Origin of the sequence: Flavihumibacter profundi (assembly GCF_020076305.1) — a bacterium.
Taxonomy (GTDB): Bacteria; Bacteroidota; Bacteroidia; order Chitinophagales; family Chitinophagaceae; genus Flavihumibacter; species Flavihumibacter profundi.
Genome location: NZ_JAIQXE010000001.1, coordinates 1,483,691 through 1,509,352 on the forward strand (window position 1 = coordinate 1,483,691; position 25,662 = coordinate 1,509,352).

A 25,662-nucleotide genomic window follows, 5' to 3' on the forward strand; every position below is an offset into this window, starting at 1 on the left:
GCCGATGGTATGCAGGGACTCCTGATTCACAATTCAGCCTAATATCCTCCTGATCTTATTTGCGTTTTCAATCAATTCCTGCAGGTATTCATAATTTTCCTTTTCAAGGCATGATTTGAATTTCCGGAGCTGCGTAATGTGCTCATTTAATACATCCAGCACGTTATCGCGGTTTTGCATAAAGATGGGTACCCACATGGCCGGATTACTTTTGGCCAGCCTTACCGTACTTTCAAAACCCGCACTGGCCAGTTCGAAAATTGCCTGGTCTTCCCGTTCCTTCTCTAATACAGTATTCGCCAATGCGAATGATGTGATGTGGGAAATATGACTCACATAAGCTGCATGCAAATCATGCGCCACGGCTTCCATTTCCAGCAGGTGCATTCCAATTTTCCGGTATACCTGCCTAACCCATTCCACTGCATCAGCATCACTTTCACCCGCATTACAGATAACTACCGCCTTATTTTCAAAAGCTGATTTTACCGCAGCTTCAGGACCACTGTACTCAGTACCCCACATAGGATGTGTAGCCACATAACGCCCTCTTTTGGGGTGGCCGGCAACCACGTTAACCAGCTGGGATTTTGTTGATCCGGCATCAAATACAATCTGATGGTTCACACGATCCAGTACTTTCGGCAAAATGGTGATCATTTTATCAACGGGTATTGCCAACACAATCGCTTCACTTTGTGCAATAGCTTCTTCAAGTGGCAAAATTTCATCTATTAATCCAAGTTCCAGGGCTTTTGCTGCATGCTCTGCATTACTCTCAACACCGATTATCCCGGCAGCCATGCCCTTTTCATTGAGTTGCAAGGCCAGCGACCCTCCTATTAAGCCTACACCGACAATGGTTATTTTTTTCCTTTCCATAGTATTAAATCCACTAAACATTAACTGTTAATAGCAACAGGAATGGATACCCGTATACGATCAATTGCCTGTTGCAGTTTTTCCTCCGGACTACAAAGGCTAACCCTGATAAACCCGTTTCCTGCGCTTCCAAATATGCCGCCTGGCGTAATGAAAACATTGTTATTATACAAAATGGCATCACTCAGCGCATACCCATCTGCATAAGCAGAAGGAATTTTCGCCCAAACGAACATACCCACCTGCTGCCTGTTATACGTGCAATCGAGCATATCCAGCAAAGAATACACCAGGTCCCGGCGGCGGGCATAAATGGCATTAACACTTTTATACCAGTCAGTACCTAATTGCAGTGCCCTGGCAGCGGCGAGTTGAACCGGCAAAAACATACCACTGTCCATATTGCTTTTGAACCGGATGATCTCATCAATCCTTTCCTTTGCTCCAGCCAGCATACCTACGCGCCAGCCGGCCATATTATGGCTCTTGCTGAGTGAATTCAATTCAACCACCACTTCCTTTGCACCAGGCACAGCCAAAAGGCTTACCGGATGTTCATTTAAAATGAAACTGTATGGATTATCATGACAGATCAGAATATTATGTTGCCGGCCAAATGCAACCAATCTTTCAAAAAATCGCCTGGAAGGTAACTGCCCGGTGGGCATATGCGGGTAGTTTACCCACATCAGTTTAACTTTCGACAAATCTTGTGCAGCTATAGCATCAAGGTCGGGTTCCCAGTTCAGGGTTTCAACCATTTCATACGGAACTGCCTTACCTCCTGCAAGTTTTACCGCACTGCTGTAAGTTGGGTATCCCGGATTGGGAATCAGCACTTCATCGCCTTCATTGAGGTAAGTCATACAAATATGCATGATACCTTCCTTGCTTCCAATAAGTGGAAGTATCTCAGATTCAGGATCAAGCTGAACGCCATACCAGGTTGAATACCAATCGCTCATTGCCTTGCGCAATACCGGCGATCCCTTATAATTCTGGTAGGCATGTACGTTAGGTTTCGCAGCCTCTTCCTGTAAAACCTTAACCACATCGGGGTGCGGGGGAAGGTCGGGGCTGCCGATACCCAGGTTTATAATGGCTTTGCCTGCCTTATTGAGGGTATCAATTTCGCGTAGTTTTTGTGAAAAATAGTATTCACCAATTCCATTCAAACGATTGGCGGTTGCTATGGTCATATTCTGCCGTTTTTATAAATGCCATACACCTGCAAGGCAACGGTCATGGGACGGATTGCCTCGATGATGGTATTAAATTGCTCAATATTATCAAATTCCATATCAGCGTGAAAACTGTATTCCCAGTCACTTCCCGGGATAGGAAAACTCTGAAGCTTACTCAGGTTGATGCCTCCTTCTGCAATTTGGCTAAGTACACGCGCCAGGCTCCCCCTTGAATGATCGGTATGGAAATTCACCGAAGCTTTATTAGCATCGGCAATAACGCTTGTATTTTCAGGCCGCATTAACACCAGGAAGCGTGTATAATTATTCTTCATGGTATGGATATTCGGTGCAAGTACATCCAGTTCAAACAATTCAGCAGCTAATTTGCTGGCAATGGCAGCAGCATGCCTGTGCCTTTTCTGGTGGATGATTTTCGCACTGAGTGCAGTGTCCTCGGTTTCTACCAGTTTCCAATCATATTTTTCAAGAAAATCAATGCATTGCAGGATAGCCATAGGGTGGGAATGAACTTCCCTGATATCTTCAAACGATACTCCCGGGTTCACCAGTAGGTTTTGTTTGATTTGGAGGTAAACTTCCCCTACCACGCGCAGGTTGCTTTTCTGCAGCAGGTTGTAATTCGGGAGTATGCTGCCGGCAATGGAATTTTCAATGGCCATTACACCACCTTCACTTTCCCTTTTGTTGGCAGCAATCTTTACCACTTCCCTAAATGTATCGCAGGGGATAACTTCCACCTGCCTGCCGAAGAATTGCTGGGCAGCCACCTGGTGGAAACTGCCTTCATAACCTTGTATTGATACTCTTGTTGCCATAAAAAACAAGAGTCCCGGCTTTTTGCCGGGACTCTTTATGTTAGTTGTTGATGATCTTATTTTGTTGATCCTACACAAAGCATCGCCGGCCTTCTGCCTGTAAAAAAGTAGAAGTAAAAATAAAATCGGCCAAAAGAATTGGGTTGAATCATGTTGTAAAAATAACGAATGAAATCAAATGAAAAAAAGTTTTTTTCCTTACAATTGTTAGTTTTTCACTGCGAGGGCAAGCGTTTCCGCTGTTCCTCATCTATTTTTTTAAAAAGGTGAAAGGGTTTAAACGTACGCCAGTTGCTGAGTTCCACCAATTCCAGATAACGGTTCAATTTAGCTTTCCTGAAATCATATTGGGTCTGTACAGGCATATTTATCAGTACTGTCCAGCCATTATTTTCAATCATTTCTTCATACCATTCTTCATAATAATCGCGGTCTCCGCTGTGAAAATTCAATACATTTTCAGCAATAAAAATGAATTTGTAAATGCCTTCGGCCTGGAATTTATCAATAACGTCCCTTTTCAGGCTCATTATATCATTTTCAATAGCATCATTCCATTCGCCCAGCAATTCAATGATAGCATATCTTTCTTCATAATCGGCCATTATCACTTTCAGGTATAGTGTCCTGGAACCAAATTCATCCCATTGCGGATGTATATAATAGTTGTATATAGTTTGCGAATATTCAAATTCAGAATAGTTGCGGCCATAGAAAGGTGAGCGTTCGTCCTCTTCGCTGATGTATATGTGCCGCCAATTATAAAATGGTTCGATTTCGTGCATATCCTGCAGGCAATTTACTGCCTTTCCGCTGCTTTTTTAACGCTGCCCCATTTAAGCAGGAGATCCCTCGCTTTCTGGTAGTCATCAAGTGAAAGTTGTTTCATAAGCATTTTGGTTCCGCGATCCAGCAATTTCTCATTTGTGAGTTGCATGTTTACCATTTTATTATCTTCCACCCTGCCTATCTGGATCATTGTGCAGGTGGAAATCATATTAAGCACAAGTTTCTGGGCTGTACCACTTTTCATCCGGGTACTGCCAGTTACAAATTCAGGTCCCACTATCACTTCGATGGGAAAATCAGCAACAGCGCTTAGCGGTGAATTTGGATTACAGGAAATTGATCCCGTAACAATGCTGTTTTTTTGGCACTGCTGCAAAGCACCTATTACATAAGGAGTAGTACCACTGGCGGCAATCCCGATTACAATATCTTTTTCACTCACCCCATATGCCTGAAGGTCAAGCCAGCCTTGTTTAAAATCGTCTTCTGCATTTTCAACCGGTTTCTGGATCGCTTCGGTTCCCCCCGCAATAAGGCCAATGACTATGCCGTATGGCATGCCAAAGGTGGGCGGAATTTCACTGGCATCCAAAATACCCAACCGGCCACTGGTTCCTGCGCCGATATAAAAAAGGCGTCCACCGGCCAGCAATCGGTCTGTGACAACATTAACCAGCTTTTCAATTTGGGGAATGGCTTTTGCAACCGCCTGGGGAACCACATGATCTTCCTTATTCATGGCAGTTAAGCAATCCATAACTGACATTTCCTCCAGATTGTGATAATGACTGTCTTGTTCAGAAAAGCTTACAAATTCAGGCATGGGTGAAATATTCGTAGTTCCATTTATTCCGGGGAATAATTGCCGGCAATCAGGAATGGTATTTGACTAATCCCTCCATGGGATGTTGCAAAATAGTGCCGGCTTCCAGTTCATAAGATGAACAGAGTTCGAGGATCACATCCCTGAATCCAAAGGCTACCCCACCAACAAAGTGGATAGGCAGCTTCCAGCTTTCATTGTATTTGCATATATGGTGAAAAAAGAAATCATTCAGTCCGTCTTCTATGATATTCTCCACCATAAAGTGACCCCGGTTTTCAGCCAGGAAAAGAGCAAAACCAGCCAGGAAACGATTAGGCAGGGGTTGCTTATATACGTGGTCGAGTATGTCGACTTCGTTCATTTTATATTTATCTTCAAACCGGAATTTCAGTTCCTCATCAAAGGTCTTATAAAGGTAGTATTGGATTACTTTTTTACCAAGATAGGACCCGCTGCCTTCATCGCCTAGTACGTAACCCAAGCCCGGGCTATTCTTCACAATTTTCTTCCCGTTAAAATAGCAGGAATTACTGCCGGTTCCCAAAATGCAGGCGATGCCTTTCTGGTCGAGGCAAACTGCTCTTGCAGCGCCGAGCAGGTCGATATCTACAACAATATCAATAACAGGAAATATCCTTTGCAGGGATTTCTGGATCATTTTCCGGTTTTCAATGGATTTACATCCTGTACCATAAAAGAATATTGCGTCTATCTTAAACCTGTGGATTCCCGGATAGAGGTCCCTGCGAACCAGCTCTTCAATTTGCTGGCTGTCCAGGAAATAAGGACTAATTCCAAGAGTAAAAACAGTTTTTTTGATCTTGCCCTTGTCCACCACACACCATTCGCACTTTGTTGATCCGCTATCGGCTATTAGGATGGCCATATTGATTCATTAATAATAAAACGAAAATAAAACTATGTTCACAAACTACGGTTAATAATGTACAGCTATAAAACAGGCTTACAGACTGATGGTATCAATTTCGTAATTTGCAATCCGAATTGAAGATATGAACGAGAAAAGTAAATTAAAACTTTGGTTACCCCTATTATTTTCAGTGATGATGATTATTGGAATGGTGCTGGGTTACAGGTTGCGCAGTAATACCCAGGCTGTTGGCAGTATGTTTAAGTTTTCCCAAAAGCGGTCCCCTATCCAGGAAGTATTGGATCTGGTAATGTTGAAATATGTTGATAAAGTAGACAGTGATACTTTGGGCAATGAGGCGATCCAGGGCATGCTTTCAAAACTTGATCCGCATTCCAGCTTTATCCCGGCTAACCAGCTTGGTGACGTAAATGAGGTTTTACAGGGAAATTTCCAGGGCATTGGCATAGAATTCCAGATATTCCAGGATACTGTTAATGTTTTGAGTGTACTTCCGGGTGGCCCAAGTGAAAAAGCAGGACTGATGGTAGGCGATAAATTTTTGAAAGTAGGCGATAGTGTTGTAACAGGTAAGATCAGTTCTGATGGGATCAGGAAGTTACTGCGTGGCCCTGGCGGATCAACAGTAAATACGACCCTTTTACGCAATGGCCGGGTGCTCGAAGCAAGGATACAGCGGGGTATCATTCCAATTCCATCTCTCGAAGCCGGATACCTGATCGCTCCCGGAACGGGTTATATGCGACTTAATAAATTTTCTGAAAATACCTATGAGGAATTTATGGCCAGCCTGGAACAGTTGCAGGGACTTGGTATGCAATCGTTGATACTTGATCTTCGCGGAAATGGAGGTGGTATTTTGGGTGAAGCCATTGATATTGCCGATGAATTCCTGGATGGCGATAAACTCATTGTGTATACAGAAGGTAACAATAGTCCCCGGATAGAATACCGTGCGCGCAGGAAAGGGCTGTTCGAGAAAGGCAAACTTATATTACTACTCGATGAACAATCTGCATCAGCCAGTGAAGTACTGGCCGGCGCCCTGCAAGACTGGGACCGTGCTGAAATTATTGGCCGCAGGAGTTTCGGTAAGGGGCTGGTTCAGGAACAATATAACCTGAGTGACGGTTCTGCCTTGCGCTTAACTGTTGCAAGGTATTTTACCCCTTCAGGCAGAAGTATCCAGAAGCCTTATGATAAAGGGATAGATGATTATGATAACGACATAGTAAACAGGTACCATCATGGCGAACTGGTTAACGCCGACAGCAATAAAGTGGCCAATGGAAAGGCGTATAAAACAAATGCTGGTAAAACCGTGTATGGCGGCGGGGGGATTATGCCCGATGTATTTATCGCTGCAGATACTACCACTGGCCTGAAATCCCTCGTTGCCCTATTTCAAAATAATACCCTGAGTAATTTCACATACTTATATTATACAACCCATACCGGGCAGTTGAATGCATTTAAGGATGCGGCCGCATTTTCCACAGGATTTAATTGGTCTGACCACGACTGGAATGATTTTATAGCTTTTGCAGCAAAAGATAGTGTACTGCTGGCGGGAATGCCCGATTCAGATAAAGCTTATTTATCGGACCGTATGAAAGGCTTACTTGCCAGGTATCGCTGGCGAAATGAGGGTTATTACCGGGTATTGAATCCACATGATATTGTGGTTCAGAAAGCCCTGAAAATATTAAATCCTTAGAAAAAATGGTATGGAAATGCCAAAAAGGGCGGTCTGAAGCAGACCGCCCTTATGGCATTTAGCCAGGGATAAGGTTAAGGCAGGTTAACTGTCTTGCGGATTTTTATCGAGAAGTTCTCTTTTTTCAATGCGGTAGGAACCAATAAGGCCGAGGCCGCCACCGATACCGATAAACGCGAACCAAAGGGCTGGGTTTTCATCATCGTGCAATACATACTGGGTGATGAAATAAGCCAGGGCCAGTCCGATTCCGGCTCCAAGGAAAAGCAGGCCGTTTTTCAGGTTGCGGTAAGGAGCGGGACGGTTAGCGAATTCTTTAGGGTTCATCCCTCTTTCAATCATAGCCATATTTTCACGGCTTTTCACATACACCAAACCAAAAACCATAGTGAAAAAACCGAGTGGAACTAAAATCGGGATTAACATTTCTGCGCCTTGCATAAAATCTGTTTTATTATTATTTAATCTTGTTTGTTCTGTTTTATCAGACTACTGTTTCCGGATCCAGGTTACAGCCTTCTGATATTTTTTTCCGGTAATGGAATCTACAACCTAAGACTACGCCATATCTGTCCAGGTTACAGCAACACCTAAAAAATGGTGTAAATTCACCCGGCGGGTGAATTTACCTGTAACCAGGAAGAAAGAAACCGCGTCATATACCAAGCCATGCAAACGGGGCTTACAGATAACGATATTATCCAGCTGGTTCGGAAAGGCGATCAACAGGCTTTTGCCCAGTTGGTAACCAAATACCAGAACTATGTATTCACGATCATTTTGCGCTACCTGCCCAGCAGAGAAGACGCAGAAGAAGTGGCACAGGATGTTTTTGTGAAAGCTTACCGAAGCCTTGGGGATTTCAGGGGAGAAAGTAAATTCAGTACCTGGTTGTACACGATTACCACTACTACCTGTATAACCTTTCTCCGGAAAAACAAACTGGATGTGCAGTCGCTGGACAATGAAAAAGTCTTCGCGCAGGCAGATAATATGGATGGGGGTATGCGGGCTAACCAGGTTGAGCAGAAATCCAGGGTTGCTATGGTGAACCAGGCCATAAAGATGCTTTCACCCGAAGATGCACAGGTGATCACCTTATTTTATAAAGGAGAGCAAAGCCTGGATGAAATTGCACAAGTGCTTGGCCAGGAGACCAATGCAGTTAAAGTGAGACTGCACCGTGCAAGGCAAAGGCTAAAAGAAAAAATGGAAAAATATTTTGCACAGGAGGTAAAAGACCTGGCACATTATTGACTACCAAAAAACAACATATGAACGCGCATAACAACATGGAAACACAACTCTGGGAATATATCGACGGGTTGTCTGGTGCCGATGAACGTAGTTTCATTGAAGGTTTGATTGCAGCTGATGCGGAATGGCGCAAGAAATATGAAGAATTGTTGTCTTTCAATGCAGCACTGCACCAGGATATTGAGATAGACCAGCCATCCATGCGGTTTACCCGCAATGTAATGGAAGAAATTGGCCGTCACCAGATTGCACCTGCCACCGGGTCATATATAAATAAGAAAATCATTTATGGCATAGCCGGTTTTTTCCTGACGCTCATTGTTGGTTTTCTGATCTATGCCATCGGGCAAATCGATTGGTCTGTAGCTCCGGTGAACAATACATTGCCCTTTAATCTCCCGAAAATTGATACCAGCAAGGTCTTCAACAATAACTATGTGAATGCCTTCATGATTGTAAACACTGTTTTAGGATTGATGTTACTGGATCGTTACCTGGCGCAGCAAAGAAAGCATTGGAAAAAGGAAGATGCCTGATTCAATCTTACCGTTTTTTTGGTATCTTTTGGAAAATGACATTTCATGAAAATGCTCCTACTATGGGCTTTCATTGTCTTCCTTGCCTATACAGAGCCGCTGCCTGGAATTGATCAGCAAGCCCTTCAGATGGCCATTCAAAAAAAATCATTAACCCGTATCAGTTGCACCCCAGACTGGAAAACCCTTGATATAGGTAAGTTGGCAGCCAGGATCACTCCATTACCAGGCACTGGAAAATGGAATTGGAAAATTACCAGTACAAATGATAGTGCCCGGTTCTATTTTAACCAGGGGATCAGGCTATATTATGGTTTTCACATTGTGGAAGCTGTTCCCTCTTTTCGGAAAGCCCAGCAATTTGATCCGAATTCCGCCATCTTATACTGGGGTGAAGCACTTGCCCTCGGTCCCAATATCAACGATATAGGCTATATAGCATCTGTTGAAGCATATTCAGCTGCCCAAAAAGCAGTTGCACATTTATCAACTGCATCAGCTAAAGAAAAATTATTGATTGAAGCGATACAGCTCAGGTATAGCCTGGATAGTTCGATTCAGCAGTCTGTGTTAAATGAACAATATGCTGCCGCCATGAGGGGAGCATTCACGCAATTTGATCATGATGCTGATGTTGGCGCCATTTATGCAGATGCTTTGATGCTCCTGCATCCCTGGGATTTCTGGAATCATGATGGTACTCCCAAAGCCTGGACTCCTGAAATTGTTGGCCTGCTGGAAAAAATTCTAAGAAACGAGCCCAATCACCCAGGTGCCAACCATTATTATATCCATACCATTGAAGCCTCAGCTAACCCGGAAAGAGCAATTAATAGTGCTAACCGCCTTGGCTCCCTTGCACCGTCCTTATCGCATATGGTACACATGCCTTCACATATTTATGTCCGTACAGGTGACTACCAAAAGGGAATTGATGTAAACACTTCAGCCGTCCAAAAATATGCGCAATATAAATTACTCTATCCTGCAGTAGAGGAAAAAGCCGATTTATATGAAATCCATAACCGGCATATGCAGGCTGCGTGTGCAATTCAGCTGGATAATTATTCAAATGCATTTAAAGTGGCCAGGGAGACCCGGCAAAGTATTTCCCCAGATTGGATGGATATACCTAAACTTGGATATTATATCCAATATATATACCTGACACCGGAAATGACTATGCTGGCTTTTGGTCATTGGGATGATCTTCTTGCTCAGCCGGAATTTGCCGACCGATTAACCTACGCCAGGATTTTACAGCACTTCGCCAAGGGGGTTGCTTATGCAAGGAAAGGCCAGGTTAAGGAAGCGACACAGCGTCTGGCACAAATGGACCAATTATTAAAAGACACCTTACTGGCAGAACCTATTGGTGCAATGAATGCGCCAAAATCAGGCGGATTAGTAGCACGTTCCATCCTTGCTGGTGCGATTGCAGAAGCCAATGGAATGCCAGGAGATGCCTTTAATGTTTATTCAACTGCAGTTGATTTGGAAGATGCCATGATTTACAATGAACCAAAAGACTGGTTAATACCTGCGAGGCGCTTCCTTGGAGAGGCATTTCTGAAAGCTGGCCTAATTGAAAATGCCCGTTTGGTATTTAATACTGATCTTAAAAAAAATCCCGGTAATTTGTATGCGAAAAACGGCCTTACCGCTTGTAATAAGAAGTAAAATTCAGAATAACAAGCCTGGTTCATTCACTCCGTAATTTTGAACAAACGGTTGCATTCCGATTGCTGGCTGTTTTGTTTTAAGTTCGGTTAAAATAGCACCACAGCATAATAAGAAATGGTACGATCGATACTACCGGCATTTGGAATTTCAGCAGAAGATGTGAAATTTGAACCATTTGGTTCTGGCCTTATCAATACAACATGGCGTATATATAATGGAGATTCGGAATATATTTTACAAAAAATAAACCAGGCTGTCTTTAAAGAGCCCAGGTTCATTGCAGAAAACGTTAGAAAAATTGCCGATTACCTGCATGAACATTATCCGGATTACCTTTTTGTAACGCCAATTAAAACAATCTCGAACAAAGAACTTGCCTTCCTTGAAGGAGAAGGTTATTTCCGCCTGGTTCCATTTGTCAAAGGCGCTCATACCCAAAATGTAGTAAGTCAGGCAGATGTTGCCTTCGAGGCTGCAAGGCAGTTTGGAAAATTCGCAGCCCTGTTATCTGGAATGGATGCACGAATCTTACACAATACTATTCCCAATTTCCATAACCTTAAACTCAGATACGAGCAATTCACAGAGTCATTGGTTAATGGTGATCAAACAAGGATCCAGGCAGCAAAAACAGCTGTACAATATATCCTGGATCAGGAGCAAATCGTACGTGAATATGATGCAATCGGTAAAAACCCCTCATTTAAAATCAGGGTAATGCATCACGACACAAAGATCAATAATGTCTTATTGGACGAAAATAACAAAGGCATGTGCGTAATAGACCTCGATACGGTAATGCCAGGTTATTATATAAGTGATGCCGGAGATATGCTGCGGACTTATTTATCGCCTGCCAGCGAGGAAGAAACAGACTTAAGTAAAAATGAAATAAGGGAAGATATTTTTGCAGCCATTGTTAAAGGCTATCTGCAGGAAATGAAGCAGGTACTAACACCAGCGGAGAAAGCAGCGTTCGTCTATGCCGGAAAATTCATGATTTATATGCAGGCGATTCGCTTCCTGGCCGACCATTTTAACAATGATATATATTATGGGGCGAAATATCCCGGACATAATTATAACAGGGCGATAAACCAGATCGACCTTTTACAAAAACTGTTTGATAAGGAAGAAAAATTACTTCAAATCCTGAATCAATATATTTCATAAACAGCCATATAAAAAATACAACATGAGTTCAAACCGCAGAAACTTCTTAAGGAATATAACACTCGGCACAAGTGCCATTGTTAGTGGATTGCCTGCCTGGGCAGTAGGCAATGAAATTGATGGTGAAGCAAATAACAAAAGGCTAGGCAACCAGCAACCCGGACATTTTAACATGAGCGGGTTTGCAGCACCAAAATTGGATAAAGTCCGCATCGGCTTTGTTGGTCTTGGTATGCGCGGACCAGGGGCAGTGGAAAGAATGAGTTTTATTGAAGGCGTTGAAATTAAAGCGCTTTGCGATAAATTTCCAGAAAGGGTTACATCCGCCCAGAAGATACTGGAAAAAGCAGGACTTCCGAAAGCAAAGGAATACACAGGTGAAAATGGATGGAAAGCAATGGCGGAGAGTAATGACCTCGATTTAATTTACATAACCACTCCATGGTCATTACACACACCCATTGCTGTTTATGCAATGGAACATGGTAAACATGCTGCTTCTGAAGTACCAGCTGCACTTACCATTGACCAATGCTGGCAACTTGTAGAGACCTCAGAGAAAACAAGGAAACACTGTATGATGCTCGAGAATTGCTGTTATGACTTTTTCGAGCTTCTTACACTGAATATGGCCCGTAATGGTGTTTTTGGCGAACTGGTTCATACCGAAGGCGCTTACCTGCATAACCTCGTTAACCTGAACTTTGACAAAAAAGGATATGCAGACATGTGGCGGCTGAAAGAAAATGCGAAGCGTAACGGCAACCTATATCCGACACACGGTCTTGGCCCGATTGCACAAGTGCTTAATATCAATCGCGGTGACCAGATGGACCATCTGGTTTCCATGTCTTCCAATGATTTCACCATGCAGGCACATGCAAAAGAACTGGCTGCAAAAGATGATTTCTTTAAACCATTTACAACAGCCCATTTCAGGGGCAATATGAACAATACCATTATCAGGACCATGAAAGGCAAGACTATGCTCTTGCAGCATGATGTCAGTTCAACACGTCCCTATTCCCGCATCCACCTTGTAAGCGGAACGAAGGGAATAGCCCAGAAATGGCCTGAACCTGCCAGAATTGCACTGGGGGAAGAATGGGCTTCTGCAGAAGAAATGAAATCCCTGGAAGAAAAATATACATTACCAATTGTTAAACACATCGGTAACATAGCCAAAAGTGTTGGCGGACATGGCGGAATGGATTTCATTATGGATTGGCGTTTAATTGATTGCTTGCGCAACGGCCTTCCTCTTGACCAAAACGTATACGATGCCGCGCTCTGGAGCTCAATTGCACCACTATCTGAAGCTTCAGTAAAAAACAGGTCACGCTCTATGGACGTTCCTGATTTCACCAGGGGAAACTGGAAAACCAACAAGCCGGTTGACCTAACACTAGATGGCGGCGGAACAACTACAATCAGGAATAGCTCAGCAACAAATAACAAATAAAAAAATAGCAGCTCACCCTGCAGATCGCTGTTGAATGGCTTTCACCAATTCATCAGCGATCTGCTGGTGTTCCTGCAGATCGGGGTGGTCACCACAACCTTTATGGTAGCGCTGTGTAAAAAAATAGGACCAAACCTTCCCATCTCCTTCCGAATGTAATGCTGCTATAATCACACCAAGGTTTTTGCGCTGGTAAGCAGCAAGTTCCTCATTTGCCATTGGGCTAGAAATACAGAATATCTTTGCCGATGGATGAACCTTTCTCAACTGCCTGATAAACAGTATATATTTTTGCCGAAATAAAATTGTATCCTGCAGGCCATCATTTTGGCCGAGGCAAACAGTAATTATATCAGGATGATAGTTACCAGGATCCCAAAGTCCGGAATTTTCCCGCATATTTATTTTATCATACACCTGGGGCATTGTTATCGTCATATTACAGCAACTTTTAATTAGGCCTATACCAGAAACAGCGGTCAGGTGCCACTGGGCTTTAAGTACCCTTGCAGCAACCGGGCCATATGAATTAAATGCATTTTGCTGGTCATACCACTCCCCTTGTCCACATGGTTTAACTGATTGATCAGTACCTGATCCACAGGTAATTGAGTTTCCAATAAATTCCATTTTAAGTTTATGTGCAGGTGGCAAAGGCTTTAAGTCTGCGCAATTGAAACCAACCAATTCAAGAAAACCGACGCCAGATTCGGTGCATTTACAAATCAATGCTGTATGATTGCCCTTAGCTAACCCTGAAGCGATTTTGATGGTATTCTGTTTACCAGTTGTCTGCACCCTGGTGAGTGTCTTGCCATCTACCAGAATTTGTAAATAATTGTACTGCCTGCCGTACAACACTTCATCGTTTATAACCATTTCACAGGCTGGCCCTTCAAAAACAATTTCAATATATACTCCTGGTGCCCAAAACCTGGGCATATCCGGATTGGAGAAGTCTATTCTTCCGGTATAACGGATACGTTTATCTGTAGCAGGGAAAAATTGAATATTTTCTTTGCGCGCCAAAGTGATTATGTGCCATGCAGGAAGCAAGGTAGTTATGCAGAATATGAGAAGTAGTTTTGACTTCATTTTATGATTTTTTTTCAACTTTAATCACTACTGTCTTCGATGCAGGTGTATTACTTTTTTCGGCTACACTTGTTATAGGCACCAGTACATTTGTTTCTGGGAAATAAGTTGCCACGCAAGTTTCCGGGATTGCATAAGGAACTACGATAAATTGCCGGGCTACCCGCTCAACCCCATCATGGTGATTATATAAATCAACAATATCCCCATTTTCAAGGTGGCGAATTTTCATATCAACAGGGTTCATGAATATTACCCTGCGCTCATTGTATACACCACGGTAACGGTCATCCAACCCATAAATAGTGGTATTAAACTGGTCATGGCTTCGTATAGTCATCATTATTAGTTCTCCTTCATCCAGGATAACCGGCTGGTACCGGGCAATATTAAAAATTGCCTTCCTGCTTTGTGTTTCGAACTGACCTTCACGGTTACAATTTGGCAAGTAAAAACCACCCGGCTGCCGCACTCTCTGGTTATAATTGTCAAAGCCAGGAATTGTTTTTTCAATAGCATTCCTGATATGGTCGTAATCATCCATAAACTTATCCCAGTTGATTTTACTACGTTCACCAAGTACCGCTTTAGCGAGCCTTGCAACAATTAGAGGTTCACTAAGCAATTGGTCTGAAACTGGTGCCAGTGAACCTTTTGAGAGTTGCACCACACCCATTGAGTTTTCACAGGAAACAAACTGGTCTGTACCCATTACCTGGTCGCGGTCGCTCCTGCCAAGACAAGGCAATATCAACGCTTCGTTACCGTGAACAAGGTGACTTCGGTTAAGCTTGGTTGATATATGGACAGTTAGCCGGCATTTCCTTAAGGCCGCCGCGGTAAATCCGGTATCGGGCGTGGCTGAGAGAAAGTTGCCACCTAATGCTATGAAGATTTTTGCAGATCCACCATGCATCGCTTTGATACTATCCACAACATCAAATCCTGGTTCCTGTGGTGGATCAAAATGAAATTCCCGGCGAATTGCCTGAAGCAGACCCCGGGATGGCTTTTCATAAATGCCCATCGTTCGGTCGCCCTGGACATTACTATGGCCGCGCACCGGGCAGGTACCGCCACCTTTAATACCAATACTGCCTTTTAGTAATAAGATATTCACGATTTCCTTTATAGTATCAACTGCATTCTTATGCTGTGTCAGCCCCATCGCCCAACAGGCAATGATTTTTTTCTTATACCGGATCAGCTGCACCAATTCCCGGATCGCATCGTCATGTATTCCGGCCAAATGGGCAAGATCAGCGAGTTTTTTCTTTTGTATATGTTTTTTATAGGCTTCAAAACCATCTGTATTTTCCCTAATAAAAACGGGGTCGAGCACTTTACCCGGCGCTTTTTCATCTTCCTCAAAAAGTAATAGTGCAATAGCCTGCAGCAATGGCATGTCACTGTTTATCTTCACTGGTAAAAAAATATCAGACAATGTGGTTCCTAGTCCCAGCAGGCCTTTCAACTGCTGCGGATGATTAAATCCAATTAAACCACTTTCCGGTAATGGATTGATAGAAACAATTACTGCACCATTCTTTTTGGCTTTCTGCAGGGAGGTTAACATCCTTGGATGGTTGGTTCCTGGATTTTGTCCCAAAATGATGATCACTTCTGCATGGTCAAAGTCCTTGAGGGTTACTGAACCTTTCCCAATACCTAATGATTCACCAAGTGCTACCCCGCTGCTTTCATGACACATATTGCTGCAATCTGGCAGGTTATTGGTACCAAAATGGCGAACAAATAGCTGGTACAAAAACGCTGCCTCGTTGCTTGTGCGGCCTGATGTATAAAATATTGCTTCATCAGGTGATTGTAATTCATTGAGTGAACAGGCTATTTTCTGAAAAGCGGCCTCCCAACTAATAGGTTCATAATTTTGTCCGCCAGCTTTCAGGTACATCGGCGCCGTGATCCTTCCCTTTTTCCCAATTTCATAATCCGATAACCGGGCCAGCTCAGGTACAGAATTGTTTGCAAAAAAATCGGCACCAATACTTTTCAGAGTGGCTTCCTCTGCAACTGCCTTAGCGCCGTTTTCGCAATACTCGGCAATGCCACTCCTTTCGTCATCAGGATCTGGCCAGGCACAACCCGGACAATCAAATCCATCCTTTTGGTTTACCCTGGCAAGGGCTTTTAAACCCCTTACCCAGCCTGCTTCAGCAACTATATGCTTAAAGGAAGACAGCACTGCTGGTAACCCTCCAGCAGATTCTTTAAATGGTCCAAGTCTAATCCCCGTAAACTTTTCAGGATTTTCAGCCGCAGGTTCTTTGTTAATCATTTCACTCATGGATTTCCTGTTTTTGTAATACAAAAAAATTCGGGATCTGCCGCTACGTCTTCACCAGTTTTATAATTGTATTCTTTGCCCTCCGCAATAGATATTAAACCGATCCTTACGCATGAATCCCACGAGCGTGATACCGCATTCAAAAGCCATTTCTGCCGCAAGGCTGGAAGGTGCACCAATTGCAGCTACCATCCGTATTCCTGCCATTGCTGATTTTTGGATGAGTTCAAAACCAGCCCTGCCGCTAAGTAACAAAATTGAATTTTTCAAAAGGTGCCGGTTATCAGGTAAAATTGTGCCGATCAGTTTGTCCAGTGCATTGTGTCTGCCGATATCTTCCCTTATATGCAATAGCTTTCCATTATTGTCAAACAATGCACAGGCATGCAAACCACCCGTTTGTTCAAAGCCGGTTTGGTGATTCAGTAACTGATTGGGCAATTGGTATAAAAGCTCGGCAGGGACTCCGAATGTTTCATCTGTTTCCCTAATAGGTAAATTTGTCCAGATAGCATCTATGCTCGCTTTACCGCAAATACCACAACTGGAACTACTGTAAAAATTGCGATAGGTACTGCCAATTACCGGAACTACATTTTCTTTCAAAGTAGCTATTACCAGGTTTTCATCTGACTTGCTAACCTGCAGAGAGTCCAACTGATCAAAGCCTTCAATAATACCCTCAGTGAATAAAAATCCCAAGGCCAGTTCCAGGTCATTACCCGGTGTCCTCATGGTTACTGCAATACTTTTTTTTATTCTTCCATGGGAAGAACTGTATACCAATTGTATTGCCAAAGGTTCTTCTACTGCCAGTTGGTCGGGCATTTCTGTAACAACTGACCTGCTCACTTTTTTTATGGCAATCTGGTTTATTGCAGGGTTATTCATGATACCTGTATTTTAATAATTATTGATCGAATAGCCTGGAATCAATATTGGGAATGATACGCAAAGCATTTTTATAATAAATTTTCCGCAGGATTTCATCACTCAATCCGAGTCCATACATCCGCCAGAAAGCATGGTATTTTTTGTGGTAGGGAAAATATTCATCGGTTGTTTCAAGCACCCTGAAATAAGTAGCATATTCTGCTGGCACCCAGCTGTCTTTACCAAACAGTATCCTGTTTTGGTATTTCGTAAAAAAAACCGAAGCAGCCCTGGGCTGCCGGCCTATTTCTGCGATGACCGCCCCAAATTCCACTAATACATTGGGCATATCGGTCAGCAGGCTGTCCAGGCTTTTGAGGTCATTGGCATACCATCCGAAGTGGGCAGCAATAAATGTAGTTTTCGGATGATTTTTAAACATCCTGTGTTGCTCATCAACAAGGGTTTGCCAGGGTGCGGGATTATTGTCGCTTTTTTTTCGGCCGGGATGGGTCTGCAATTCCAGCAAGCGTTCATTTTGTTCATCCATCGGCTGCCAGAATTGTCTTGGGTCTGCTGTATGGATCAAAACCGGGATCTTTAATTCCGCGCACTTATCCCAGATTGGATCAAGCCTAGGATCATCTACAGTTACCCTTTTACCATACTGGTCAACAACGGAAAAACCGAGGTTCTTGAATATTTTCAGGCCATTTGCGCCATTGCGCACATCTTCTTCCAATTGCTTTACTGTATTGGCAGTCCAGTCATCGCTGCCAATGCCGTTAAAATTAAGGTTAGCAAAAACTATAAAGCGATTGGGATATTTGTTCTTTACCGATGTTGTCATTTTTTTGAGGGAATTACCTGTTCCTCCGCTAAGGTTAACCATTACCTGCAAATTAAGCTGGTCCATTTCATTGACGAGGTTTTCCAGGGCTGAAGCAGACATATCATCCTGGTGGTTATGCACATCAACAAAAGGAAATTTAGCCCTTCTCAACAGGTGCTCAGGCACTACTAAACCGGATTTTGGATCATACTTCTCAAAATCGATTGGTGAAGACTGGCTTTTGCAGGGGGGGATGAAAAAAAATAGCAGAACCAACAATTGCCCTGCTGTTTTAAACCAATTTTTGAACAATTGGTGATAGCTATGGTTATCTTGCAGTTTCATTTTCATTCGAAACAGTATATTTCTATGGCGAGGGAAAGAGGCAGATTTAATAGTAACGGAAAAAGACAGGAGGAACCGCCTAAAGTAAAAATAAGCAAAGAAAGTTTGCGACAGGCATTGGTATTGTTCTCTTACCTGAAGCCATATAAGGCCAAATTTATCATGAGCCTGGTATTTATTGGATTGTCTGCCTTTACAACCAGTTTATTCCCGTTATTCCTCGGAAAAATGATTGACGCCGCATCACCGGGAAGCAATATACCAGGTATGGCAGGCCAGGGTACAGGAATGCCCTTTGGAATTTCCCTGAAAAATATTCATTGGAGCCTTAACACAACGCTGCTGCTAATTTTCATACAACTTTCCATACAAACCATATTTTCCTTCATGCGTGTATACCTGCTTACAGAAGTGGGTGAGAAATCTTTAGCCGGGATGCGCAAGGATGTATACAGTAAGTTGCTCACCATGCCCATGAGTTTTTTTACCGAGAAAAGGGTGGGTGAATTAAGCAACCGCATATCATCTGACCTGTCGCAGATCCAGGACGCCATTTCCTTTACGCTGGCTGAATTTCTGAGGGGGATTTTCACACTTATTATTGGTCTTGTTTTCATATTCTGGATCAGCACTAAACTGGCACTTGTTATGCTGGCTGTAGTGCCTGTAATAGCTGTGCTTGCCGTAGTCTTTGGCAAACGAATCAGGAAAATGTCGCGAAAGGCACAGGACCAGCTTGCAGAAAGCGGGATAATTGTGCAGGAAACTTTCCAGGGCATTACCGTTGTAAAGGCTTTCACCAGTGAGTTCTATGAAATTGGCCGTTATGTAAAAAGTATTTTTGCTGTAGTCGATACGGCCATCGCGAATGCGCGGTACCGTGGCGCATTTGTTTCCTTCATGATATTTAGCGTTTTTGGGGCCATCGCATTTGTTATGTGGTATGGGGCCAATATGATCCAAAACGGGGAACTAACCATTGGATCCTTAACGATGTTTGTTATTTTTTCAATGTTCGTGGGCGGCACATTCGCAGGTTTCGCGGATATGTTTTCCCAATTACAGAAAACCCTGGGTGCAACGCAAAGTGTCCGGGAAATTCTCCGGTCAGAAGGAGAAGCAGTAAGCCTGCAACCCACCGTTGTTGAAACTGCTTACACTTTGAGGGGTAATGTTCGGTTTGAACACGTTGCTTTCAGTTACCCTGGAAGAAAAGATGTTCCAGTTTTAAAAGATCTTTCGCTAACTGCTTCTAATGGACAGCAAGTTGCAATTGTAGGACCCAGCGGTGCCGGGAAAACTACATTAGCATCCTTACTATTGCAATTTTACCAACCCGATTCCGGTACTTTGTATTTTGATGACCGTCCTGCCACTTCTTTTCCCCTTACCCAACTAAGGAACCAGATGGCTTTTGTTCCGCAGGAGGTATTGTTGTTTGGAGGAACCATCCGTGAAAATATTGCTTATGGAAAACCGGGAGCAAGTGAAGCGGAAATCATTGCAGCAGCAAAGCAGGCGAACGCCCATTTTTTCATATCAAAATTCCCCGACCAGTATGATACCCTGGTGGGTGAGCGGGGAATCAAACTAAGTGGCGGCCAACGCCAGCGTATTGCAATTGCCAGGGCTATCCTTAAAAATCCCGCGATCCTGATTCTCGATGAAGCTACATCATCATTGGACAGCGAGAGTGAGCAACTGGTGCAGGAGGCACTGGAAAACCTGATGCAGGGACGCACTTCATTCGTAATTGCCCACCGGTTGTCTACGATCAGGAACGCTGACCAGATTGTGGTTATTGATAAAGGAATGGTTCATGAATCCGGCACGCATGCTGAACTTATGAACCAAAACTGCCTTTACCGTAAGCTTAATGAAATGCAGTTCGAATTTAGCCTCCTAACCGGATCTGTTCCCGATAACAAAGCTACTGATTTACCACTGTAACAATTCGACTACCCCTTCCAGTTACATCAAAAGCACGAACCCTGACAGTCCCTTTTTCAGTTATTGGTTCAGTATAGGTTGCCGAAGTAATTAAAGGTTCTTTCCCGTCGGTAGAATACTTAAGCACAAAACCCGGAAGTTGCTGGTTCACCAATACCAGGCCATCTTTGACCAGCACACCTGGTGCAGGAATCCTGTATTTGTAGCCGCCGGAAGTATAGGAAAGACGGGGCAATTCCCGTTTTCCAAGCACATTGGTAAAGGTTGACCATGCTTTCTTGTAGGCAACCCCTGCTGCTACTGTATCTGGTTCGTTAGCCCATGAAGGATCTGGTGACCATGCCCTCTCGGCAAGTCCAAGTAATTTTGGCAAGGCCATATATTCCAGCCTTTCTTCACTCCTTACCATTTCCGACCAGATCAGGCCCTGCAATCCAACAATATTTGCTTGTCCGTATGCAGTAAGCTGGTCCTTACCTATAAAGGTTTCGGGACCAACAGGATTGCCTGCTGCATCCTCCTTTGTATTTTTGAAGTAATCAAAAGGCGTAAAAGAAAAAGTTTTGTCAACATCAGTAAATCCACCCCAAAAGTAACCTGGTTCTTCAGTCGATTTATAATAAGCCATATCAAAATAATTATTGCTCACTGGTGCCAGTATCACTTTGTAACCAGCATTAGCGAGACGATACGGAAGGTCTTCATTGCCCGAGCCTACCATATTATTCCATACATACAACCGATAGCCTTCATTGGCCAGCACCGGGTTTACAATCAGTTTCTTAACGCCTTTCAATGTGGTCTTCCGCATACCAACTTCTTCCCAGCCGGAAAGGGTTAGCTGGTGCTTTTTCAGGATCTGATCAACTTTGGTAAAATAATAATACCATAGGTCATTGGTTTCTTGTAACGAAGGATCCTGCTTTACCAGTTCCTGGCAAAGAGGGGATTTTTCCCAGGCACCATCAGGAACTTCATCACCACCAAAATGAATAGTGGTAAGCGGTGCGCCGGCTTCCTTATACATTGATACTACATCATCAACAATTTTCTCAATAAAATTATATACAGAAGGCAAAGCCACACACATTACGTTATCTGTCCATTGCTGTGCTGTGCTGTAAACAGATTGATCATTTATATCGCGCAGCAGGTATCTCTTTGCTTCATCAGGGTTGCCCTGCTTCATATATTTTTCATAGCGGGCATCCATCGACTTGATTGCAGCACGGGCATGCCCCGGGGTTTCTATTTCCGGCAACACAACAATGTGCCTTGCCTTAGCATAACGCAGGATGTCAATAAATTCGGCCCTGGTATAAAATCCGCTGGCGGGCAGCTTTCCGGGATCAGGTCCGGCACCATAAGATGGTGGCAACCATTTTTTACTATCCAGTGTATGTCCACGTTGCGAACCAATAGCTGTCAATTCAGGGAAGGAAGGCATCGCAATACGCCAGCCCTCATCGTCATTAAAGTGCAAGTGAAGGTTATTCAATTTGTACATAGCCATTAGATCAATTATCCTTAGTAACTCATTTTTGGGCTGAAAATTCCTTGCTATATCTAAGGTAAAGCCCCGGTAGCCAAAACGCGGTTCATCCACAATGGTGGCAGCGGGAATAGGAACGGATTTTTTTACTTCAGATAAATGATCTGGTGAAATCATGTTCAGCAAAGATTGTATGGCATAGAATACCCCGGCACCGGATCCTGCAGAAATTTCTATACCATCCTTATTTATAACTAGGCGGTATGCCTCTTCTTTCATAGGCGCTTTAATAATATTTATTGACCTGACGGATTGTATAAATGTGCTTGCAATCACGGGTCTTTTTCCGATAAGGCGGCTTACTGCATCAGCCAGAAAATCAGCTTCGGCAGCAAATTCATTCCCAGTTATGATGGCAATATCCTGGTCGATGGAAAAAGAAGCATCGCCTCCCGTAAAAGATACCGGTGTAGGAAATACTACCGGAAGCTTGTTGGCGGCGATCTCTTCAACCTGCTTGTTTTCTTCATAGACAATTGCAGGCGTTTTATAATTTTCAGTAGTATCTTTTGAAGGCAACACCTTATAATCTGTTAAAGCAAATCCCTGGTCGGGGTATGTATCCCACACGATATAAAGGCCTGAAGGGGCAGCGACATTATTCAATGCTTTCCCATCAGAAAGGAAATCTGATTTCATGGATTTGCCGGGCTTGATACCTTCAAATGCTGCAGTAGGAAAACACTTAAAGATATCCCCATTAACATGGGCATATTGTAATCCGGCCACAACGCGGTCCGGTGTAATATCATATGAAGTAGAGAAATAGATCGTCCAGCCGCTTTTCGGAAAATCCCTTTTCCCCTTATTGGTTAGCGTTAGTATATTCAGCGCCTTTGGCTTCCCCCCATAATTATTGCTTTCGAGAACCCACTGCACTGCCAGTTTCCCTGCCGGGAATAATTTTGATGTCTGGGCCTGTAACATAGGTAACAGGAACAATAATGGAAAGATTAAAAATATTTTTCTCTTCATGCCTGAAAAATACCTAATAATCGCGGATTAAGTGACAAGAAATTCCCTTTAAAATTCGTAATTTTTCAATGTTTTTTTTCCATGCTGAAATTATCTTTCCTTTCACTGGCATTGTTTTCCTGCGTACAGCTCAGCCTGGCCCAGCAGAAAAGAGTGGAACAACCCAAAGACATTTTATTTCCGGAAATTGAATTGAAAAAAAATATTTCTTACGGAGTACCGGCAAAAAAAGGGATTAAGAAAAGTTATTATTTACTGGACCTCTATTCTCCTAAAACTGATTCCTTACAAAAGCGGCCTTTAATCATAATGATGCATGGCGGCGGATTTAAACTGGGCAGCAAAAAGTCGAACAGTACTCCAATATTCAGTAAAGCATTTTCACAGCGGGGATATGTATGCGCATCCGTTAATTACCGGTTAAGCAAAAAACGGACATTGTCTAAATACAGGGACCTTGCGGAAGGTTGCTTTGATGCAATGGCAGACCTCAACCAGGTGATTGCTTTTTTCAGGAAAAACATGGAAAATTATGGTATAGATACAGGAAGAATTATCCTGGCAGGGAATTCCGCCGGTGCAATGGTCGCCCTGCAAGCTGTTTATGGCAATCGCAGAAAAATGGCACAAATAATTGGATTAACAGGAGCTGACAGTCTCATTATGCCAGTTTTAGAACAGCACATCAGCGCCATTGTCAATTGCTGGGGGGCCATATTTGACTCAACCTGGCTATTCAATGCCAGGGTGCCAATTGTAAGCATTCATGGTTCGAAAGACAGAGTGGTTCCGATTGATTACACGGACAGCACCCTATTTGGCAGCAGGGTAATTAACAGGCAATCCGACGCCATTGGTATTCCTAACAAGATAAAGATCTATGAGGGCTACGATCATGAATTACAGCGGCATTTCAATCCTTTCTTTACAGGCGCCGCAGCAAAGCGCCGCTACAGGGAATCAGCTTCATTCATTTGCAACTTTCTTTCTGAACAGGGCCTAAATCCCAAATAAGAACAATCCGGTTACAACACAATTTTAAAGGTTGTGGCGTACTGGAAGGAAATTGCTTTTTGTTTTAGTTTGTCAGTTGGAACAATTGTATACACACCATTAACAAGGGCCAGTTTTAATTTTTCCTTCGGCGCATCCAGGCAGGATACCTGGCTGTTTTTTCGAACAGGCATCCCAGCCAGGGATATCTGTGCAGGCAGTTCCATATGGCCATCCTTATCGCTTAGTACATAGGCATAAATGGTCTTCTCGTCTTTGGATTGCAGGTAAACAACATTGCCATATTCATAAGGTGCCAGAGGAATGGTTCCATATACAGCTTCTCCGTGGATTTTCATCCATTGCCCGATTTCCTTTAACCGGCTATATGCAGTATCACTAAAATCGCCCTCGGGTGAGGGACCAATATTCAGGAGGAAATTTCCACCACGGGATACGATCCTAACCAGCATATGGATTAGTTCATTAGTTGGCTTATAGGTATCATTGGGCACATAGCTCCAGGAACCTCCCATGGTAATACAACTTTCCCAGGGGTAATTTAATGGCTTGGCAGGAATTGTTTGTTCGGGCGTAAAATAATTTTCAAACTCACCGCCAACGGAACGGTCAACCACCACTAGTCCTGGTTGTAATGACCTGCCCATTTTAGAGATAGCAGCCATATCAATATCCTGGTCATAAGGAATCGTACGCTGCCACTCCACTTTTGGATCAATGGACCCGAATGGACGCACCCAGCCCCCGTCAAGCCAAAGAATATCAACTTTTCCGTAACCGGTCATTAATTCACGTATCTGGTTATGCGTAAATTGCTTGAAAGCAGTCCATTTTTCAGGATATTTTTTAGGATCATAATTTACGTTCCTGTCCTTGGGCGGAAAATAGGGCCACCAATAAGTGGGTACGTGCCAGTCGGGTTTTGAGAAATAAGCACCAATCATGAACCCATCTTTCCGGAAGGCATTGAACACTTCCAGCGCAATATTACTCCGTGGATTTTTAGAGAAGGGAGTTTTTTCATCCGTTATTTTATAATCTGTTTCTTTGGTATCAAACATGCAAAACCCATCATGATGTTTTGTGGTGAGCACAACATATTTCATTCCGGCATCTTTTGCCGCAGCCGCCCATTTTTCAGGATTAAAACGGGTTGGGTTAAAACTGGTTTGCAAATTTTCATAGGCCTTTTTGTAGTCATAATAATTTGCTGAATAAGGCCCGCGGCGCTGGGTCCAGCCTTCATCTTCCGGGCAGATACTCCAGCTTTCAACTACCCCCCACTGACTATAAGTACCCCAGTGCATGAAAAGGCCAAACTTCAGGTCCTGCCAATGTGCCAGTTTCTGTAAGACTTCCGGGTCCACCGGACGAACATAGCCGGAAGACATATTATGTTCCTGCGCCTGAACAGCAACAGTTCCCACAAAAAAAGCCAGGCAAAGGGTGATTATTTTCACTGTAAAACTTTTTTAAAA

General features: G+C 43.3%; 21 protein-coding genes. 8 read left to right on the forward strand and 13 right to left on the reverse strand.

Annotation, left to right across the window (positions count from 1 at the left end):
• Positions 1–33: 33 nt before the first annotated feature.
• From LAQ65_RS06415 to LAQ65_RS06440, 6 genes are all read right to left on the reverse strand, one after another.
• The gene (locus tag LAQ65_RS06415; protein WP_224116119.1) at positions 34–882 is read right to left on the reverse strand and encodes a prephenate dehydrogenase; all 849 of its coding nucleotides are present in this window, start codon (positions 880–882) and stop codon (positions 34–36) included.
• Between the two features lie 20 nt (positions 883–902).
• Complete coding sequence (locus LAQ65_RS06420) at positions 903–2,081, reverse strand: pyridoxal phosphate-dependent aminotransferase (RefSeq protein ID WP_224116120.1); 1,179 nt, start codon at positions 2,079–2,081, stop codon at positions 903–905.
• A complete protein-coding gene (locus LAQ65_RS06425; RefSeq protein WP_224116121.1) occupies positions 2,078–2,905 on the reverse strand; it encodes a prephenate dehydratase in 828 nt (275 codons plus the stop codon). The genes LAQ65_RS06420 and LAQ65_RS06425 overlap by 4 nt, the downstream gene beginning before the upstream one ends.
• 215 nt (positions 2,906–3,120) lie before the next feature.
• Complete coding sequence (locus LAQ65_RS06430; RefSeq protein ID WP_224116122.1) at positions 3,121–3,690, reverse strand: hypothetical protein; 570 nt, start codon at positions 3,688–3,690, stop codon at positions 3,121–3,123.
• A gap of 14 nt (positions 3,691–3,704) precedes the next feature.
• Positions 3,705–4,517, reverse strand: coding sequence for an N-acetylmuramic acid 6-phosphate etherase (locus LAQ65_RS06435; protein ID WP_224116123.1), 813 nt, complete (start codon positions 4,515–4,517; stop codon positions 3,705–3,707).
• A gap of 49 nt (positions 4,518–4,566) precedes the next feature.
• Positions 4,567–5,406: an N-acetylglucosamine kinase gene (locus LAQ65_RS06440; protein ID WP_224116124.1), complete on the reverse strand. Its 840-nt coding sequence runs from the start codon at positions 5,404–5,406 to the stop codon at positions 4,567–4,569.
• 127 nt (positions 5,407–5,533) lie between these two features.
• On the opposite strand from LAQ65_RS06440, the gene LAQ65_RS06445 reads away from it, so the two are divergent.
• Positions 5,534–7,129 carry a S41 family peptidase gene (locus tag LAQ65_RS06445; RefSeq protein WP_224116125.1) on the forward strand — a complete coding sequence of 532 codons (1,596 nt, stop codon included), beginning with the start codon at positions 5,534–5,536 and terminating at the stop codon, positions 7,127–7,129.
• Between the two features lie 84 nt (positions 7,130–7,213).
• Here LAQ65_RS06445 and LAQ65_RS06450 read toward each other — a convergent pair whose 3' ends face one another.
• Positions 7,214–7,570, reverse strand: coding sequence for a DUF6249 domain-containing protein (locus tag LAQ65_RS06450; RefSeq protein ID WP_224116126.1), 357 nt, complete (start codon positions 7,568–7,570; stop codon positions 7,214–7,216).
• Positions 7,571–7,798: 228 nt separating this feature from the next.
• Here LAQ65_RS06450 and LAQ65_RS06455 point away from each other — a divergent pair, with 228 nt between their 5' ends.
• From LAQ65_RS06455 to LAQ65_RS06475, 5 genes are all read left to right on the forward strand, one after another.
• A complete protein-coding gene (locus LAQ65_RS06455; RefSeq protein ID WP_224116127.1) occupies positions 7,799–8,386 on the forward strand; it encodes an RNA polymerase sigma factor in 588 nt (195 codons plus the stop codon).
• Between the two features lie 17 nt (positions 8,387–8,403).
• The gene (locus LAQ65_RS06460; protein ID WP_224116128.1) at positions 8,404–8,922 is read left to right on the forward strand and encodes an anti-sigma factor family protein; all 519 of its coding nucleotides are present in this window, start codon (positions 8,404–8,406) and stop codon (positions 8,920–8,922) included.
• 45 nt (positions 8,923–8,967) lie between these two features.
• Positions 8,968–10,602 (forward strand): tetratricopeptide repeat protein, encoded by a 1,635-nt coding sequence (locus LAQ65_RS06465; RefSeq protein WP_224116129.1) that lies wholly within the window; start codon positions 8,968–8,970, stop codon positions 10,600–10,602.
• 117 nt (positions 10,603–10,719) lie between these two features.
• Positions 10,720–11,778 carry a phosphotransferase enzyme family protein gene (locus LAQ65_RS06470; protein WP_224116130.1) on the forward strand — a complete coding sequence of 353 codons (1,059 nt, stop codon included), beginning with the start codon at positions 10,720–10,722 and terminating at the stop codon, positions 11,776–11,778.
• 22 nt (positions 11,779–11,800) lie between these two features.
• The gene (locus tag LAQ65_RS06475; protein ID WP_224116131.1) at positions 11,801–13,240 is read left to right on the forward strand and encodes a Gfo/Idh/MocA family protein; all 1,440 of its coding nucleotides are present in this window, start codon (positions 11,801–11,803) and stop codon (positions 13,238–13,240) included.
• A 12-nt stretch (positions 13,241–13,252) separates the two neighbouring features.
• Here LAQ65_RS06475 and LAQ65_RS06480 read toward each other — a convergent pair whose 3' ends face one another.
• The 4 genes from LAQ65_RS06480 to LAQ65_RS06495 are packed head-to-tail and all read right to left on the reverse strand — an operon-like array spanning position 13,253 to position 18,699.
• On the reverse strand, positions 13,253–14,335 hold the full coding sequence (locus tag LAQ65_RS06480) for an SGNH/GDSL hydrolase family protein (protein ID WP_224116132.1): 1,083 nt from the start codon (positions 14,333–14,335) through the stop codon (positions 13,253–13,255).
• A gap of 1 nt (position 14,336) precedes the next feature.
• On the reverse strand, positions 14,337–16,643 hold the full coding sequence (locus LAQ65_RS06485) for an FdhF/YdeP family oxidoreductase (protein WP_224116133.1): 2,307 nt from the start codon (positions 16,641–16,643) through the stop codon (positions 14,337–14,339).
• Between the two features lie 60 nt (positions 16,644–16,703).
• A complete protein-coding gene (fdhD, locus tag LAQ65_RS06490) occupies positions 16,704–17,534 on the reverse strand; it encodes a formate dehydrogenase accessory sulfurtransferase FdhD (RefSeq protein ID WP_224116134.1) in 831 nt (276 codons plus the stop codon).
• A gap of 19 nt (positions 17,535–17,553) precedes the next feature.
• On the reverse strand, positions 17,554–18,699 hold the full coding sequence (locus LAQ65_RS06495; protein WP_224116135.1) for an amidohydrolase family protein: 1,146 nt from the start codon (positions 18,697–18,699) through the stop codon (positions 17,554–17,556).
• Between the two features lie 18 nt (positions 18,700–18,717).
• On the opposite strand from LAQ65_RS06495, the gene LAQ65_RS06500 reads away from it, so the two are divergent.
• Positions 18,718–20,643 carry an ABC transporter ATP-binding protein gene (locus LAQ65_RS06500; RefSeq protein ID WP_224116136.1) on the forward strand — a complete coding sequence of 642 codons (1,926 nt, stop codon included), beginning with the start codon at positions 18,718–18,720 and terminating at the stop codon, positions 20,641–20,643.
• On the opposite strand, the gene LAQ65_RS06505 is transcribed toward LAQ65_RS06500, so the two are convergent.
• Positions 20,624–23,170 carry a family 20 glycosylhydrolase gene (locus LAQ65_RS06505; protein ID WP_224116137.1) on the reverse strand — a complete coding sequence of 849 codons (2,547 nt, stop codon included), beginning with the start codon at positions 23,168–23,170 and terminating at the stop codon, positions 20,624–20,626. The two genes, LAQ65_RS06500 and LAQ65_RS06505, sit on opposite strands and share 20 nt — an antisense overlap.
• An 81-nt stretch (positions 23,171–23,251) precedes the next feature.
• On the opposite strand from LAQ65_RS06505, the gene LAQ65_RS06510 reads away from it, so the two are divergent.
• Positions 23,252–24,184: an alpha/beta hydrolase gene (locus tag LAQ65_RS06510; protein ID WP_224116138.1), complete on the forward strand. Its 933-nt coding sequence runs from the start codon at positions 23,252–23,254 to the stop codon at positions 24,182–24,184.
• Between the two features lie 11 nt (positions 24,185–24,195).
• Here LAQ65_RS06510 and LAQ65_RS06515 read toward each other — a convergent pair whose 3' ends face one another.
• The gene (locus tag LAQ65_RS06515; protein WP_224116139.1) at positions 24,196–25,644 is read right to left on the reverse strand and encodes an alpha-L-fucosidase; all 1,449 of its coding nucleotides are present in this window, start codon (positions 25,642–25,644) and stop codon (positions 24,196–24,198) included.
• Positions 25,645–25,662 lie beyond the last annotated feature (18 nt).

What these genes read in the sequence shown, in the direction of transcription:
- LAQ65_RS06495 (WP_224116135.1), bottom strand. Translation starts at nt 18,699, where the DNA reads ATGAAAATGAAACTGCAAGATAACCATAGCTATCACCAATTGTTCAAA.
- LAQ65_RS06430 (WP_224116122.1), bottom strand. Translation starts at nt 3,690, where the DNA reads ATGCACGAAATCGAACCATTTTATAATTGGCGGCACATATACATCAGC.
- fdhD (WP_224116134.1), bottom strand. Translation starts at nt 17,534, where the DNA reads ATGAATAACCCTGCAATAAACCAGATTGCCATAAAAAAAGTGAGCAGG.
- LAQ65_RS06445 (WP_224116125.1), top strand. Translation starts at nt 5,534, where the DNA reads ATGAACGAGAAAAGTAAATTAAAACTTTGGTTACCCCTATTATTTTCA.
- LAQ65_RS06480 (WP_224116132.1), bottom strand. Translation starts at nt 14,335, where the DNA reads ATGAAGTCAAAACTACTTCTCATATTCTGCATAACTACCTTGCTTCCT.
- LAQ65_RS06450 (WP_224116126.1), bottom strand. Translation starts at nt 7,570, where the DNA reads ATGCAAGGCGCAGAAATGTTAATCCCGATTTTAGTTCCACTCGGTTTT.
- LAQ65_RS06415 (WP_224116119.1), bottom strand. Translation starts at nt 882, where the DNA reads ATGGAAAGGAAAAAAATAACCATTGTCGGTGTAGGCTTAATAGGAGGG.
- LAQ65_RS06460 (WP_224116128.1), top strand. Translation starts at nt 8,404, where the DNA reads ATGAACGCGCATAACAACATGGAAACACAACTCTGGGAATATATCGAC.
- LAQ65_RS06505 (WP_224116137.1), bottom strand. Translation starts at nt 23,170, where the DNA reads ATGAAGAGAAAAATATTTTTAATCTTTCCATTATTGTTCCTGTTACCT.
- LAQ65_RS06420 (WP_224116120.1), bottom strand. Translation starts at nt 2,081, where the DNA reads ATGACCATAGCAACCGCCAATCGTTTGAATGGAATTGGTGAATACTAT.
- LAQ65_RS06475 (WP_224116131.1), top strand. Translation starts at nt 11,801, where the DNA reads ATGAGTTCAAACCGCAGAAACTTCTTAAGGAATATAACACTCGGCACA.
- LAQ65_RS06500 (WP_224116136.1), top strand. Translation starts at nt 18,718, where the DNA reads ATGGCGAGGGAAAGAGGCAGATTTAATAGTAACGGAAAAAGACAGGAG.
- LAQ65_RS06470 (WP_224116130.1), top strand. Translation starts at nt 10,720, where the DNA reads ATGGTACGATCGATACTACCGGCATTTGGAATTTCAGCAGAAGATGTG.
- LAQ65_RS06510 (WP_224116138.1), top strand. Translation starts at nt 23,252, where the DNA reads ATGCTGAAATTATCTTTCCTTTCACTGGCATTGTTTTCCTGCGTACAG.
- LAQ65_RS06425 (WP_224116121.1), bottom strand. Translation starts at nt 2,905, where the DNA reads ATGGCAACAAGAGTATCAATACAAGGTTATGAAGGCAGTTTCCACCAG.
- LAQ65_RS06465 (WP_224116129.1), top strand. Translation starts at nt 8,968, where the DNA reads ATGAAAATGCTCCTACTATGGGCTTTCATTGTCTTCCTTGCCTATACA.
- LAQ65_RS06485 (WP_224116133.1), bottom strand. Translation starts at nt 16,643, where the DNA reads ATGAGTGAAATGATTAACAAAGAACCTGCGGCTGAAAATCCTGAAAAG.
- LAQ65_RS06435 (WP_224116123.1), bottom strand. Translation starts at nt 4,517, where the DNA reads ATGCCTGAATTTGTAAGCTTTTCTGAACAAGACAGTCATTATCACAAT.
- LAQ65_RS06440 (WP_224116124.1), bottom strand. Translation starts at nt 5,406, where the DNA reads ATGGCCATCCTAATAGCCGATAGCGGATCAACAAAGTGCGAATGGTGT.
- LAQ65_RS06455 (WP_224116127.1), top strand. Translation starts at nt 7,799, where the DNA reads ATGCAAACGGGGCTTACAGATAACGATATTATCCAGCTGGTTCGGAAA.